This window comes from Saccharopolyspora antiqui, assembly GCF_052246905.1.
Classification (GTDB): Bacteria; Actinomycetota; Actinomycetes; order Mycobacteriales; family Pseudonocardiaceae; genus Saccharopolyspora.
The window spans coordinates 77,230-90,345 of sequence record NZ_JBQQBO010000002.1; the positions used below are offsets into that span (position 1 = coordinate 77,230).

Annotated in this window: 16 protein-coding genes; 12 read left to right on the forward strand and 4 right to left on the reverse strand. The window is 67.7% G+C overall.

The features are described 5' to 3' along the window. Positions 1-19 precede the first annotated feature (19 nt). Genes ACTWQN_RS04795 through ACTWQN_RS04810 form a run of 4 tightly spaced genes read right to left on the reverse strand, consistent with a single transcriptional unit; the run spans position 20 to position 4,355 of the window. Entirely contained in the window at positions 20-859 is an 840-nt protein-coding gene (locus tag ACTWQN_RS04795) for a carbohydrate ABC transporter permease (protein WP_443202094.1), read from the reverse strand. Continuing rightward, positions 856-1,818, reverse strand: coding sequence for a carbohydrate ABC transporter permease (locus ACTWQN_RS04800; protein ID WP_443202495.1), 963 nt, complete (start codon positions 1,816-1,818; stop codon positions 856-858). The genes ACTWQN_RS04795 and ACTWQN_RS04800 overlap by 4 nt, the downstream gene beginning before the upstream one ends. Positions 1,819-1,857: 39 nt before the next feature. Beyond that, positions 1,858-3,147 carry an extracellular solute-binding protein gene (locus ACTWQN_RS04805; protein ID WP_443202095.1) on the reverse strand — a complete coding sequence of 430 codons (1,290 nt, stop codon included), beginning with the start codon at positions 3,145-3,147 and terminating at the stop codon, positions 1,858-1,860. Next, positions 3,144-4,355 carry an ROK family transcriptional regulator gene (locus ACTWQN_RS04810; RefSeq protein ID WP_443202096.1) on the reverse strand — a complete coding sequence of 404 codons (1,212 nt, stop codon included), beginning with the start codon at positions 4,353-4,355 and terminating at the stop codon, positions 3,144-3,146. The genes ACTWQN_RS04805 and ACTWQN_RS04810 overlap by 4 nt, the downstream gene beginning before the upstream one ends. A 322-nt stretch (positions 4,356-4,677) precedes the next feature. Here ACTWQN_RS04810 and hemB point away from each other — a divergent pair, with 322 nt between their 5' ends. The 12 genes from hemB to ACTWQN_RS04870 all read left to right on the forward strand — a co-directional run bounded on the left by hemB (position 4,678) and on the right by ACTWQN_RS04870 (position 12,956). Further along, entirely contained in the window at positions 4,678-5,661 is a 984-nt protein-coding gene (hemB, locus tag ACTWQN_RS04815; protein WP_443202097.1) for a porphobilinogen synthase, read from the forward strand. Next, positions 5,658-6,248, forward strand: a complete 591-nt coding sequence (locus ACTWQN_RS04820; RefSeq protein ID WP_443202098.1) for a hypothetical protein — start codon at positions 5,658-5,660, stop codon at positions 6,246-6,248. Before hemB ends, ACTWQN_RS04820 begins: the two co-directional genes overlap by 4 nt. Positions 6,249-6,288: 40 nt before the next feature. Then, a complete protein-coding gene (locus ACTWQN_RS04825) occupies positions 6,289-6,792 on the forward strand; it encodes a hypothetical protein (protein ID WP_443202099.1) in 504 nt (167 codons plus the stop codon). 127 nt (positions 6,793-6,919) lie between these two features. Then, a complete protein-coding gene (locus ACTWQN_RS04830) occupies positions 6,920-7,486 on the forward strand; it encodes a hypothetical protein (protein WP_443202100.1) in 567 nt (188 codons plus the stop codon). A 52-nt stretch (positions 7,487-7,538) separates the two neighbouring features. Then, entirely contained in the window at positions 7,539-8,213 is a 675-nt protein-coding gene (locus tag ACTWQN_RS04835; protein ID WP_443202101.1) for a hypothetical protein, read from the forward strand. Continuing rightward, positions 8,213-8,632, forward strand: coding sequence for a hypothetical protein (locus ACTWQN_RS04840; protein ID WP_443202102.1), 420 nt, complete (start codon positions 8,213-8,215; stop codon positions 8,630-8,632). The genes ACTWQN_RS04835 and ACTWQN_RS04840 overlap by 1 nt, the downstream gene beginning before the upstream one ends. Then, complete coding sequence (gene mce1N / locus ACTWQN_RS04845) at positions 8,625-9,059, forward strand: transport-regulating membrane protein Mce1N (protein ID WP_443202103.1); 435 nt, start codon at positions 8,625-8,627, stop codon at positions 9,057-9,059. The genes ACTWQN_RS04840 and mce1N overlap by 8 nt, the downstream gene beginning before the upstream one ends. A gap of 201 nt (positions 9,060-9,260) precedes the next feature. Further along, positions 9,261-9,893 carry a hypothetical protein gene (locus tag ACTWQN_RS04850; RefSeq protein WP_443202104.1) on the forward strand — a complete coding sequence of 211 codons (633 nt, stop codon included), beginning with the start codon at positions 9,261-9,263 and terminating at the stop codon, positions 9,891-9,893. A 96-nt stretch (positions 9,894-9,989) separates the two neighbouring features. Continuing rightward, positions 9,990-10,352: a hypothetical protein gene (locus ACTWQN_RS04855; RefSeq protein WP_443202105.1), complete on the forward strand. Its 363-nt coding sequence runs from the start codon at positions 9,990-9,992 to the stop codon at positions 10,350-10,352. Positions 10,353-10,387: 35 nt separating this feature from the next. After that, on the forward strand, positions 10,388-11,737 hold the full coding sequence (gene hemL / locus ACTWQN_RS04860; RefSeq protein WP_443202106.1) for a glutamate-1-semialdehyde 2,1-aminomutase: 1,350 nt from the start codon (positions 10,388-10,390) through the stop codon (positions 11,735-11,737). After that, positions 11,734-12,369, forward strand: coding sequence for a histidine phosphatase family protein (locus ACTWQN_RS04865; protein ID WP_443202107.1), 636 nt, complete (start codon positions 11,734-11,736; stop codon positions 12,367-12,369). The genes hemL and ACTWQN_RS04865 overlap by 4 nt, the downstream gene beginning before the upstream one ends. Then, positions 12,366-12,956, forward strand: a complete 591-nt coding sequence (locus tag ACTWQN_RS04870) for a TlpA disulfide reductase family protein (protein WP_443202108.1) — start codon at positions 12,366-12,368, stop codon at positions 12,954-12,956. Before ACTWQN_RS04865 ends, ACTWQN_RS04870 begins: the two co-directional genes overlap by 4 nt. Positions 12,957-13,116 lie beyond the last annotated feature (160 nt).

Consider the following 13,116-nt stretch of genomic DNA (forward strand, 5'->3'; position numbering starts at 1 on the left):
AAAAGCCCTCGCTGTTCGGTCATTCCTTCACCGCGCCGCCGGTCATCCCGCCGACCAGCCTGCGCTGGACGAAGAGGAAGAAGACCAGGACGGGCACGGAGAAGATCGACGAAGCGGCGATCATGGCGCCGTAGTCGACGCCCTCCTGGGTCTGGAACGAGACGAGCCAGACCGGCAGCGTGTAGTTGCCCTGCGACTTCATCAGCACGTAGGCGAACAGGTAGTCGTCCCATGCCGAGACGAAGGCGAAGATGGAGGTGGCCACCACACCCGGCATCAGCAGCGGCAACAGGATCTGCACGAAGGCGCGCAGGCGGCTGCAGCCGTCGACCATCGCGGCCTCCTCCAGTTCGACCGGCACGCCCGCGACGAAGCCGCGCAGCGTCCAGATCGTGAACGGCAGGACGAAGGTCAGGTAGGTGATGACCAGGCCGGGCAGGAAGTCCAGCGCGTTGACCGAGCGCAGCATCAGGTAGATCGGGATGATCATGGCCGACTGCGGGATCATCTGGACCAGCACCAGGACCACCAGGAAGAGCTTGCGCCCGCGGAAGTTGAAGCGGACCACGGCGATCGAGGCGCCCAGCGCGACCAGCATGGCGAGCGCCACCGTGGACAGCGACACCACCAGGGAATTGCGCGCGAAGGTCCAGAACTCCGGCTGGTCCAGCGCCCGCCGGAAGTTCTCGACGCTGGGCGGCCACGGCACGAACTGCGGCATCTCGCTGAGGATCCGCCCGGGAGCCTTGAAGGACGTGGCGAACATCCAGTAGACCGGGAAGATCATCACCGCGGCCACCAGCAGCGCGAGGACGTTCTTGGTGGTGCGGCGCGCTTTCGTCTGGCGCAACGTGCTCATGGGTTCTCCCCCTGGGCGGAGACCTTCTTCACGTACACGGCGGCGAAAACGGCGAGCAGGATGACGGTCAGCACCGCGATCGCCGCACCCGAGCCGTAGTCGTTCGCGTTGAACGCCGTGAGGTAGGCGTAAACGCCCAGGGTCGTGGTCTGCCCGGACGGGCCGCCCTGGGTGAGGACCCAGATCGGGGTGAACGAGTTCACCGACCAGATCACCTCCAGGATCGCCAGGACCGCCAGGATCGGCCGCATGATCGGGATGGTGATCCGGCGGAAGGTGGCGAAGGTGCCCGCGCCGTCCAGGCGGGCCGCCTCGTACAGCGACTCCGGGATCTGCCCCAGCGCGGCGAACATGGTCAGGGCGACGAACGGAAGCCCCTTCCACACCACCAGCAGGACGATCAGGCCGAGCGCCTGCGAGGGGTTGGCCAGCCAGTTGTGCGCGGAGAGGTCACCGAACACGCGCAGTTGGGTGAGCAGCCAGTTCACCACGCCGTACAGCGGCTGGAACATCCACTGCCACACCAGCGTCGCCGCCACCATCGGCATGGCCCACACCAGGACGAGGCAAGCCGAGGTGACCAGCCGCACCCACGGTGATACGCCCAGCAGCAGGTGGGCGATCAGGAAACCCAGCACCATCAGGGCCGCGACGCAGACCACCGTGAAGATGACCGTGCGCCCCAGCACCACCCAGAACTCGGCGTCGCCGAGCGCACGGGTGAAGTTCTCCAGCCCGGCGAAGTCCGCCTCCCCGGTGAACAACGACCGGGAACCGAAGTCCTGGAAGGACAGGATCGCCAGCCGCACCAGCGGGTAGCCGAGGACCACCAGGATCACCGCCACGGCTGGCGCGATCATCGCCAGGGGCAGACCCGAGGAGGACCGGGCCGCGCTCGTCCGCCGGGCCGGAGCCCGCAGCTGCTCCGCTGCGGGCGTTCGTTGCCGCTTCAGCATCATCACCGCCGCTTCACCGTGACCGCACGGGGTTCATCGGGCTCAGTCGCCCTGCTTGTTGAACACGTCGGTGGCGTGCTTGTCGTACTCGGCAGCCGACTGGGCGATGTCCGCGCCGCCGGCGATCTTCGAGAAGAACTGCTCGTTGTAGCGCTCGTTCTCCAACGTCGCCTCGCCCGGGCTGTTCGGCAGCGGGGAGCTGTGCTGGCTGGCCTGCGCGGCGACGGTGAGCTGCGCCGGGATGCCATCGGCGGGGATGAAGCCGGGGACGATCGGCAGCAGGTTCAGCTGTTGCGCCATCTTCTGCTGGAACGGCTTCGAGGTGATGATCCGCAGCCAGTCCTTGGCCAGCGCCTGGTCCGGGCTGTTGGTGGCGATGCCGATCGTGGAACCGGAGACGATGACCGGCAGCGTCGCGTCCGGGGTGAACCCGGGCATCGCGAAGAAACCGATCTTGTCGGCCAGCGCGGGGTTCTTCTCCAGGACGCTGGCCGGTTCCCAGGCCTTGACGTAGAGCATCGCGGCCTTGCCGTCGGCGAAGATCTGCGTCTGGTCCGGGTCGGTGGGGTCGACACCGACCGACGACGGGGTGGAGCAGGTGTTCTGGAAGTTCTTCCAGGCCTGCAGACCTTCGACGGATTTGGGGTCGCTCATCGTCGCGGTCCACTTGCCGCCGGAGGACGTCGCCACGTTCGCGCCCTTGCCGAAGAGGAACGGCACTCCGGCGAACCAGTACTCGCCGGGCATGTAGAAGCCGGAGAAGTTGGGCACCGCCGAGTTCTTCGCCGCGAGCAGTCGGCAGTCCGCTTCGAGCTCGTCGATGGTCTTCGGTGTTTCGGTGATACCGGCGGCCGCGAACAGATCCTTGTTGTACATCACGACTTTGGTGCCGCCGTACAACGGCGTCGCGTACAGCTTCCCGTCGTACTCCGACGGTTTGGCCAGCCCGGCCAGCCAGTTCGCCGAGTCCTCGAAGGAGTTCCGGTCGGCGGTGAGTTCGGCCAGCCCGCCCGAGTAGGTCTGCAGCGGGGTCTGGGTGTTGCCCATCTCGACGATGTCGGGTGGGTTGTTGGTGGCCAGCGCCGTGGTCAGCTTGGTGACGATGTTGTCCCACTGCTGGATCTCGACGTGCACCTGGACGCCGGGGTGCTGCTTGGCGAACTCGGCGTTGACGTCCTGGATGAGCGGGCTGTCGCCGGGGCCGCCGGTCATCATCCAGATCGTGAGCGTGTTGTCCGATTCGCCGCTGGAACCAGCGCCACCGCACCCGCTCAACGCGAGGGCCGCGACCGACAGTGCGGCGAGCGCGAAACGCGATCGTGTTCGGCTCATACCTTTCGCTCCTTCGGTTCGTCGATTGCGCAGCATTCGAGCTGGCTGAGGATCTGTTCTCGGTCGACGTCGATCGAGGCGAGATGTTCCGGACTGACCCCGAAGGACGTGTACAGGCGCGACAGCGAGGAGGCCATCGCCCCGAGCAGCCCGGCCGAATCGCCGAGGTCGGACTTCTTGATGACGCTGCGAACGCCGACCGTCGCGGCGACCTCGTCGCTGATGCGGTGCAGCGCTTCCGTGGTGAAGGAATCGGAGAAACCACCGGTGAGCACCACGGTCTGCGGTTCGTAGGCGAGCGCGACGATGGACACCAGGTGGTTCATCGCCTCGTCGACCTCGCGCAGCAGCGCACCGTACTTCTCGCGGTCGGCGAACAGCGACGAGGTGGATTCCACGGTGATGCCCCGATCCCGCGCGTACGCGGCGAGACCGGCTCCGGAGATGAGGTCCCGCAGCCGGTGCGCCCGGCCCGGAAGTCGCAACCGGCCGAACTCGCCGAGCAGTCCGCCCGCGCCGGTGAGGATCTGGCCGTTGATCGAGATGGCGACCCCCAGGCCGGTGCCCATGCTCAACAGCACCGCGGTCTCCGACTCGGGCAGCGAGCCGTACTGGCGCTCACCGAGCAGGGCCAGGTTCGAATCGTTGGCGATGATGGTCGGCACCCGCAGCAGCCGCGAGACCTCCTCGATGAAGGCGGTTCCCTGGATCTGCCCGAGGTTGTGCGAGCCGACCACGGTCCGGCTGTCGTCGGCGACGGCGCCGGGCAGGCCGATCGTCACCGCGTGCAGCGGGATGCCCGCACCGTGGTCGCGCACCAGCCCGCTGATGCGTTCGGAGACCCATCGGGCCAGCTCCTCGGCCGACAGCTGCCTCGGGGTGGCGTCCCGGCTGCGGATCAGCGGTCGGCCCAGCGCGTCGGAGACGAGGACGCGGCAGTGGGTGCCGCCGAGGTCCACGCCGCACACCACCGCGGAGCGGCCGTTGAACCCGACGGCCGTGGAGTTGCGCCCGCGGCCCTCGCGGAAGATGCGGCGGCGTTCGTGGACCAGTTGGCCGGACATGAGGTCGTCGACGATGCGGAACACCGTGGCCCTGCTCAGGCCGGTGTCACGGATCAGCTGCTGGCGATCCATCTCATGGCCGGACAGCAGCGCCGCCAGGACGGTGCTCCGGTTGGACAGGCGGGGAAGGGAAGTGTCGGCCACAATTACTCTCACAGTGAGAAGAATTGAATGCGCTGACTCTAATTGGTTCACCCGGTCTCCGGCCAGACCCCGCCATTACGTTCGGGTAAAGGCTGCGAGCCTGTCGTTGAACTCGTTTCGGGTGCCGGGAACCTCGGATTCCGCCTCGCCTTCGCCGATCCGCGACAAGCTCTGCGGTGATCGACGGCATCCGGCGCAGGCCGCCTCGCCCGCCCCAGCGGGTCGCGGCCGGGCACCGACCTGACGCCCTCGGCCCACCGGCTGCCCGGGGTCGTTAGGCTCGTGTTGTCACCGCGCCCAGCCCGCTTGGGGAGCCGCTGTTATGTATCCCTCGCACCGTCCGCGTCGTCTGCGGCGCAACGCCGCCATGCGCCGTCTGGTGTCCGAGACTTCCGTGGAGCCGCGGCACCTGGTGCTGCCGATGTTCGTTCGCGAGGGCGTGAGCGAGCCGGTACCGATTCCCTCGATGCCGGGCGTCGTGCAGCACAGCCGGGATTCCCTGCGCAAGGCCGCGGTCGATGCGGTCAGCGCCGGGATCGGCGGCCTGATGCTCTTCGGCGTGCCCGCGAAGCGGGACGCGGTGGGATCCGGCGCGATCGACCCCGACGGCATCCTCAACGTCGCGCTGCGCGACCTGTCCACCGAACTCGGTGACGACACCGTGCTGATGGCCGACCTGTGCCTGGACGAGTTCACCGACCACGGGCACTGCGGCGTGCTGGACGACGACGGCAACGTGGACAACGACCGCACCCTGCAGATCTACGGTGAGATGGCCGTGGTGCAGGCCCAATCCGGGGCGCACGTGGTAGGCCCCAGCGGCATGATGGACGGCCAGGTCGGCGTGATCCGCGATTCGCTGGACGCGACCGGCTTCGCCGACACCTCGATCGTCGCCTTCTCGGCGAAGTACGCCTCGGCGTTCTACGGCCCGTTCCGCGACGCGATCGACTCGCAGCTCAAGGGCGACCGCAAGACCTACCAGCAGGACCCGGCCAACGGACGAGAAGCGCTGCGCGAGGCCGACCTGGACCTGGCTGAGGGTGCCGACCTGGTGATGGTCAAACCGGCTATGTCCTATTTGGACGTGCTGCGCGACATCGCGGGAGTGGCCGACGTGCCGGTGGCCGCCTACCAGGTTTCCGGGGAGTACTCGATGATCGAGGCCGCGGTCGCCAGCGGCTGGCTGGACCGGCAGCGCGCCGTGCTGGAGACCCTGACCTCGATCCGACGGGCCGGCGCGGACATCGTCTTGACCTACTGGGCGGTCGAAGCCGCGCAGTGGCTGCAGGACGCGCGGGCATGACCGAATTGGGGCGGCAGGTGGACGCATTCGGTCGACCGGTACCGGAACAGGAGCCGACGGTGCCGCAGTCGTTGCTGCTGGCGCGGTGGCTTTGGATCGGTGCGGTGCTGATCGGCGTCGTGCAGGCCTTCATCCAGTTCGTCGACCGGCCGCGGCTGATCGCCGAGTTGCGCCAGCTGCAACCGCAGATGAGCCAGCAGGACCTGGACGCCGCGGCCAACAGCGGGATCATGTTCACGTTCCTGCTCAAAGCGATGATCCTGATGGTCTACCTGCTGCTGGCCAAGCGGATGCTGGAAGGCCGCAACTGGGCTCGCGTCGTGCTCACCGTCTTCGGCGGGTTCGGGGTGTTCAACGCGCTGATCACGGTGCTCATGGTGTCGGTCGTCGGCCCCGCGGTGGTCCGCGAGCTCAGCGGAGTGGCCATCACCGGCATGGACGCCGTGTTCGCGTTGCTCGTGATGGTCGTCGAGGTCGCCGCGATCGTGTTCATGTACCGCCCGGAGTCCAACCTGTTCTTCCGGGCGGCGCGGAACCGGCGCCGACCCGGTCACCCGCCGAGGCCGGTTGGTAACGGTTGGTCATAGTGCCTGGACAGCGGTACGGGGCGGTTCCTAATCTGGACATGTGACGCCTCCGCAGGTACCTGAGCGCGAACCGGCCGGTCCGTGGTGGCCGAACACGATCAACTACTCGTTCTGGGCGGGCATCGCCAGCGTGGTGGTGGGCTTCGCGATGCTGGCATCGGCGTACCTGCTGATCTCCGATGCCGACCTGCAGCTGGTGCTGCAGGAGACCGCGATCCAGGGCCAGCAGATCACCCTGGAACAGGCACGCGGCATCTACCTCGTGGTGCTGGCGGTGATGACCGCGATCGTCGCCGTCGTGGCCGCGTTGTGGATCATGTTCCTGTTCTTCATGCGCCGGGGGCGGAACTGGGCGCGCATCGTGATCACGGTCGTCGGCGCGCTGTGGTTCCTGCTCACCATCCCGTCGGTGGCCGGTGGTTCCACGGGCGGCAGCACCACCGCACTGCTCGCCGTGCTGCAACTGCTGGCGGTGGGGGCGACCTTGGTTTTCGCTTATCTCGCACCGTCGAACCAGTACTTCCAACTCGCTCGGCGTGGATGAGTCCGCCCGCTGCCGGTGCGGTCGAGGCGGCTTCTGAAGTTCTGCTACCCGCACCGCCACGCAAAACGAGCGCGAAGACGGTCTCAAGAGCCCACTCGCGGCGGTGCGGTTGTACTACGGTCGGCGGGTGACGTCGCCGCAAAACCCTTGGCAGCACGGCCCGAATCCGCACCAGTTCGCGCCGCAACCGGCTTTCGCCAGCGGCTATCCGCCACCGCCCGGCGGCCCGAAGCCACCGCCGCCCGGCACCGTGGCATTCGCGAGCCTGCTCGGCATCGTGGCGCCGATCCTCGCCGCGGTGTTGAGCCTCATCAGCTTCGTGATCATGTTCGTCCAGATCGGCGATGCCCTGGACGACGCGTGGGGTGTCGTCGCCTGGAACACCTTCTTCACCCTGTCGTCCGTGGTGCTCGCCGCGCTGTGGGTGGTGTTCGCGCTGCGGATGCGGGCCGGTCGCGGCTGGGCGCGGACCACGCTGGCGATCCTGGCGGCGCTCTGGCTGCTCTACGACCTCTATTCGATCGTCATGTTCTTCGTGAGCACCGGCGCTGATCTGAGCCTGATCGTCCGCTTCCCGACGCTGCTCATCGGCGTTGTGGAGATGTTGCTGGTACTGGTCGCGACGGTGCTCTTCCTGATCCTGGTGTTCCTGAAACCGTCGAACGACTACTTCAAGTTCATGCGGGGCCGATGACTTTCGCCAACCAAGTGGACAGCAGGTCAGCCCTGTTCATACTGTTTGCCCCGTGACTTCGCCACAAAATCCTTGGCAACAAGGTGGGTACCCGCCGGGCGGGACTCCTTCCGGCGGTTTTCCGCAGCAGTACCCGCAGGGTGGATACCAGCCGCACCCGCAGCAGAATCCGTTCGCGGCACCGCCGGTGTCGGCGCAGGAAATCGGTGTGCTGCCGCGGCCGATGACCGTCGAGGTCGCATTCTGGATCGCGGTGGTGATTCCGCTGATCGCGACGGTGCTCTCGGTGGTGAGCTACCTGATGCTGCAGGGCTACGTGAACGACTCGATGGTCAGTTCGGGCAGCGATTCGACGGACATCGACGAGCAGATCTCGTCCGTCGTGAACGGTGTCCTGCTGATCATGTTCATCGTGCTCACAGTCATCTACCTGATCCTGACCGCGTTGTGGATCCTGTTCGGCTTCAAGATGCGGGTCGGCCGGAACTGGGCGCGGATCACGCTCACGGTCTTCGCCTGCGTTTGGGCGCTTTCCGGTGTCATCGGCCTGATCCAGGGCGGCACCCTGACCACTTCCGGCTCGCTGGGCGACCTGGAGCTGCCCGGCTCGTACTACGCGATGTCCTACGCGCAGTCCGGACTGAGCCTGTTGGCGATGGCCGCGTTCGTCACACTGGTGTTCCTGAAACCGTCCAACTGGTACTTCCAGGCGGCGAACCGGCACTGATGGAATCCCCGCGACCGCTGCGCTACGCCATCGTCCTGTGGTGGGTGGTGGCGTTCGTCCTGGTGCTGCAGACGGCGTTGATGTGGGTCGGGCGCGCCGCCCTGCCGGGGCAGCTGATCGAGGAGCAGCGGGCGACGGCGGCCGACGCGGTCGCCCGCGCGGAGCAACTGCTGCTGGTGAACACCGGGTTCGCCGTCGCCCTCGCGGGCGCCTACCTGCTGCTGGGGGCGATGCTGTTCAAGCGGCGCCCCTGGGCGCGGATCCTGCTTTCGGTGTTCGCGGCGGTGCACCTGGTGATGCTGCTGGGCACCGGGGCGGTGTTCAGCACGAACCTGATCTTGTTGATCTTCGGGGTGGTCGCGGCGGTGCTCATGTGGCGACGGCCGAGCACGGAATGGCTGACGGGTGAGCATGACTGATCCGGTGCTGTACTCGGAGCGCGGCAGCAGCTGGTGGCCGGTGCTGTGGGGGCCGGTGTTCGCGCTGCTCGGGCTCGGCGTCGAGGCGTTGACGCCCGGCCCGGTGAACACGGTGATGTGGCTGCTGATCGGCGGTGCGCTGGCGGTCGTCGCGGCGACCTGGGTCTACGGCCGCCGCCGACTGGTCTCGGTGCGGCTCACCCCGACGGAACTGGTGCAGGGACGCGAAGAACTCGCGGTCAGCCGCATCACCGCGGTCACCGAGGTGGGAGCGCCGGTGGGGGCGCGGGTGCTGGGCGGCAGCTGGACGGTTCCCAAGGGCACCGGCGAGGTGCCGCTGCGAGTCGAGGCCGACGAAGTGGTCCTGGCCTGGGCGAAAGACCCCGAGGCGCTGACCAGAGCTCTGACCCGCCTGGTGGAGCGGTAACCACACCTTCGTGCCTACGAACACCTGATCGAATTAAGCGAGCTGGCTCAGCGTGGTGCGCTTGAATGATCCCCGCCGCCGGATGTTAGTGGCTCCGGACAGCAAAGTGCCCCGGGCGGCATGCCGAAGCAGAGGCGGACCCGGGGCGTCCGACGAAAAGAATACCACAACGTTCAGCTGAGCTAGCCGACAAGGGGTTTCATGAACGCGGCACTACCGGACTGGGTGCGCAATGCGCTTTCGGCGCCGAGATTCGAACGGTACCGGAAGGCCGCTGACGGGGACATCGATGTGGCCATCCGGCTTTACCAGTGGAACATCGACGTCTCGGCTGCCTTCTACCACTCGCTGCACTGGCTCGAAGTCGGGTTGCGAAACGCGCTGAACGAACGGCTGCGCGACATGTACGGCAGGCCGGACTGGTGGGCGGCGGCGCCGTTGGACAAGCACGATCGGCGGAAGATCGAGAACGTGTTCGATGACGCCATGCCGCGGCAGCGGACCGCGGATGACGTCGTCGCCAGACTCACGTTCGGATTCTGGGTCGCACTACTGCACAAACGAAATGACCGCAGGTTCTGGGTTCCGGTGCTGTACAAGGCGTTTCCGCACTACAAGGGGCCACGCGCCGGGTTGCACGACGACTTCTACAAGATGCGGAACTTCCGCAACAGGATCATGCATCACGAGCCGATCTTCTACCTCGACCTGGCGAACTACCGCCTCCGCGGTTATCGCCTGTTGGCGTATCTGTCACCCGATGCCGTCGAGCACGTTCAAGCAACTGATCGGCTGACCAGGGTCCTCGACCAGCGCAACGAGATCTGGCGATGATCCGGCCGGGTCCCGTGTGAGCAGGTTTGGCGTCGGATGGGTTGGACGTGCGGCTGGGTTGGGGTGTGCACGGGCCGTCGTGAGACGCTTCCGTGCGTGACGAATCCCGAACCGCGGCCTTCGGATGCGCTGGAGCTCACTGCCGACCCCGCAGGAGGAGTCGACTCGTCGACCGGTTCCGCCGGGTTGAACCAGCCTTGGCGAGCGGCCGTGGCCGGGATCGAGTTGGTCGTGGCGGTGGCGCTGCTGCTGGCGGCCTGGTGGTCGTGGCGGCACGGCACGGTGACGATCTTCCTGCCCGGTCCGCAGGGCGCGGTGGATGTCGTCACCAGGTCGATCGGGAGTTGGCTGGCGGGCGCGGTGGCTGCGGTGACCCTGGCCGGGTTGCTGCTGCTCGATGCGATCCGGCAGTTGATGTTGGCGTCCCGGGCCCGCCGCCGGGCGGCGAACGGGGCGTGACCAGCCGCTCGGCTGCGCCTGTCAGACTGGAGGGCGTGACAGCTTCTGCGAACCCCGCATCGAATTCCAACGACGATCCGGCGCCGCGGTCACGGCAGCTGTTCGAACGCGCTCTCGCGGTGACGCCGGGCGGCGTCAATTCGCCGGTCCGGGCGTTCCACTCGGTCGGCGGTACGCCGAGGTTCATGGTGCGCGGCGAAGGCGCCTACCTCTGGGACGCCGACGGCAACCGGTACGTGGACCTGGTTTCGTCGTGGGGCCCGATGATCAACGGGCACGCGCACCCGGAGGTGGTTCAGGCGGTTCGGGAGGCTGCCTCGCACGGCCTTTCCTTCGGCACCCCGGGCGTCGGCGAGATCGACCTCGCCCGCGAGATCATCGATCGCGTCGAGCCGGTCGAGCAGGTCAGGTTGGTCAACTCGGGCACCGAGGCGACGATGAGCGCGGTGCGGCTGGCCCGCGGCTTCACCGGTCGGCGCAAGATCGTCAAGTTCGCCGGGTGCTACCACGGCCACGTCGACGCGCTGCTGGCCAGCGCCGGGTCCGGCGTCGCGACCCTGGGCCTGCCGACTTCACCGGGGGTCACCGGCGCCCAGGCAGCGGACACCATCGTGCTGCCCTACAACGACCTCGACGCGGTGCGGCAGGTGTTCGCCGACCAGGGCGAGGAGATCGCGTGCGTGATCACCGAAGCCGCGGCGGGCAACATGGGCGCGGTCGCGCCGCTGCCCGGTTTCAACGCTGGGCTGCGGGAGATCACCAGCGCAGCCGGGGCATTGCTGATCATGGACGAGGTCATGACCGGTTTCCGGGCCTCCGCGGCAGGTTGGTTCGGTATCGACGGCGTCGCGGGTGATCTCTACACCTTCGGCAAGGTGATGTCCGGTGGGCTGCCCGCCGCCGCCTTCGGCGGTCGCGCCGACATCATGGACTACCTCGCCCCGTCCGGGCCGGTGTACCAGGCGGGCACGTTGTCCGGGAACCCGGTCGCGGTGGCCGCTGGACTGGCCAACCTGCGTGTCGCCGACGCCGACACCTACGCGGCGCTGGACCGCAACAGCGAGCGGCTCGGTGACCTGCTCGGCAAGGCGCTGACCGCCGAAGGCGTGCCGCACCAGATCGCGTTCGCGGCGAACCTGGTCAGCGTTTTCTTCAGCGAAACCCCGGTGCACAACTACGAGCACGCACAGGCCCAGCAGGTCTGGCGGTTCCCCGCGTTCTTCCACGAACTGCTCAAGCGCGGTGTCTACCCGCCCCCGAGCGCCTTCGAGTCCTGGTTCGTCAACGCGGCGATGGACGAGGCGGCATTCGAGACCATCGCCGAGGCGCTGCCGCACGCCGCTCGGGCCGCCGCCGCGGCGAAGCCCGCGGAGGCGGGCGCATGAGCGGCGAGAAGACCGTGGTGCACTTCCTGCGCCACGGTGAAGTGCACAACCCCGAGGGGATCCTCTACGGGCGGCTACCGGGCTACCGGTTGTCCGACCACGGCGAGCAGCAGGCCAAGGTCGTCGCCGAGTTCCTGGCCGGGCGTGACATCGCCCACGTCGTAGCTTCGCCACTGCAACGGGCGCAGCAGACCGCCATGCCGATCAGCGCGATGTGCCAGCTCGACGTCGCCACCGACGACCGGCTCATCGAGGCCGACAACCGCTTCGAAGGGCTGAAGGTCTCGGTCGGGGACGGTGCGCTGCGGTCGCCGAAGCACTGGCCGAAGTTGTGGAACCCGCTGCGGCCGTCGTGGGGCGAGCCGTACCTGGAGATCGCACACCGCATGCTGGGCGCGGCGCACCGGGCCCGCGTCGCGGCGGCCGGTCGCGAAGCGGTGTGCGTTTCGCACCAGCTGCCGATCTGGACGCTGCGCCGCTTCCTGGAGGGCAAGCCGATGTGGCACGACCCGCGTCGGCGGCAGTGCTCGTTGGCGTCGCTGACCAGCTTGGTGTTCCGCGACGAGGCGCTGGTGCGGATCGCCTACGTCGAACCCGCCGGGGGAACTGATCCGAAGGTGACGGGCGCATGAAACGGCTGTTGGTGCGATTGGGACTGGTCGCGGCGGCCTTGGCCCTGATCGGCGGGTGTGCCACCCAGGGCGACGACGCGGTCTCGCAGGGCGACGAGTTCACCTTCGTCTCGCCCGGTGGGCAGACCCGCCTGTTCTACCCGCAGCAGGAGCGTGGCCGGGTCTCCGGGCTGTCCGGCGAGAACCTGCTGGAACAGGGCGAGCAGATCGGATTGGACAATTTCCCCGGCCAGGTCGTGGTCCTGAACATCTGGGGCTCGTGGTGCGGACCGTGCCGAGCCGAGGCCGACGATCTGCAGGCGGTGCAGGACAAGACCGCGAGCCAGGGCGTGCAGGTGCTCGGCATCAACGTGCGGGACACCCGCTGGGCGGCGACCGACTTCCACCGCGACCGGAACCTGACCTACCCGTCGATCTTCGATCCGGCGGGACGATCCCTGCTGGCCCTGCGCCAGTTCCCGCGCGCCACCGTGCCAGCGACGATCGTGCTCGACCGGCAGCACCGCGTCGCGGCGATCTACCTGGAGCAGGTGCTGGAAAGCGATCTCCTCCCCGAGGTGCAGAAGGTCGCCGCCGAACCGCGTTGATCCGCGTCAGGAACGGCAGGCAGCGCATGCCGTCCTGACCTCGGGATCCGCCGGGGGCGATCGCCTGCGGCCGCGTTAGCCGCGCCGCATCACGCCTCCTCTGCTCAGCTGTGATGCTCACCTCCTGGCCGGTCAGCGGGGTGGCCGGTGGTCCCGAAAA

What these genes read in the sequence shown, in the direction of transcription:
- ACTWQN_RS04795 (WP_443202094.1), bottom strand. Translation starts at nt 859, where the DNA reads ATGAGCACGTTGCGCCAGACGAAAGCGCGCCGCACCACCAAGAACGTC.
- ACTWQN_RS04800 (WP_443202495.1), bottom strand. Translation starts at nt 1,818, where the DNA reads ATGATGCTGAAGCGGCAACGAACGCCCGCAGCGGAGCAGCTGCGGGCT.
- ACTWQN_RS04805 (WP_443202095.1), bottom strand. Translation starts at nt 3,147, where the DNA reads ATGAGCCGAACACGATCGCGTTTCGCGCTCGCCGCACTGTCGGTCGCG.
- hemB (WP_443202097.1), top strand. Translation starts at nt 4,678, where the DNA reads ATGTATCCCTCGCACCGTCCGCGTCGTCTGCGGCGCAACGCCGCCATG.
- ACTWQN_RS04820 (WP_443202098.1), top strand. Translation starts at nt 5,658, where the DNA reads ATGACCGAATTGGGGCGGCAGGTGGACGCATTCGGTCGACCGGTACCG.
- ACTWQN_RS04840 (WP_443202102.1), top strand. Translation starts at nt 8,213, where the DNA reads ATGGAATCCCCGCGACCGCTGCGCTACGCCATCGTCCTGTGGTGGGTG.
- mce1N (WP_443202103.1), top strand. Translation starts at nt 8,625, where the DNA reads ATGACTGATCCGGTGCTGTACTCGGAGCGCGGCAGCAGCTGGTGGCCG.
- ACTWQN_RS04850 (WP_443202104.1), top strand. Translation starts at nt 9,261, where the DNA reads ATGAACGCGGCACTACCGGACTGGGTGCGCAATGCGCTTTCGGCGCCG.
- ACTWQN_RS04865 (WP_443202107.1), top strand. Translation starts at nt 11,734, where the DNA reads ATGAGCGGCGAGAAGACCGTGGTGCACTTCCTGCGCCACGGTGAAGTG.
- ACTWQN_RS04870 (WP_443202108.1), top strand. Translation starts at nt 12,366, where the DNA reads ATGAAACGGCTGTTGGTGCGATTGGGACTGGTCGCGGCGGCCTTGGCC.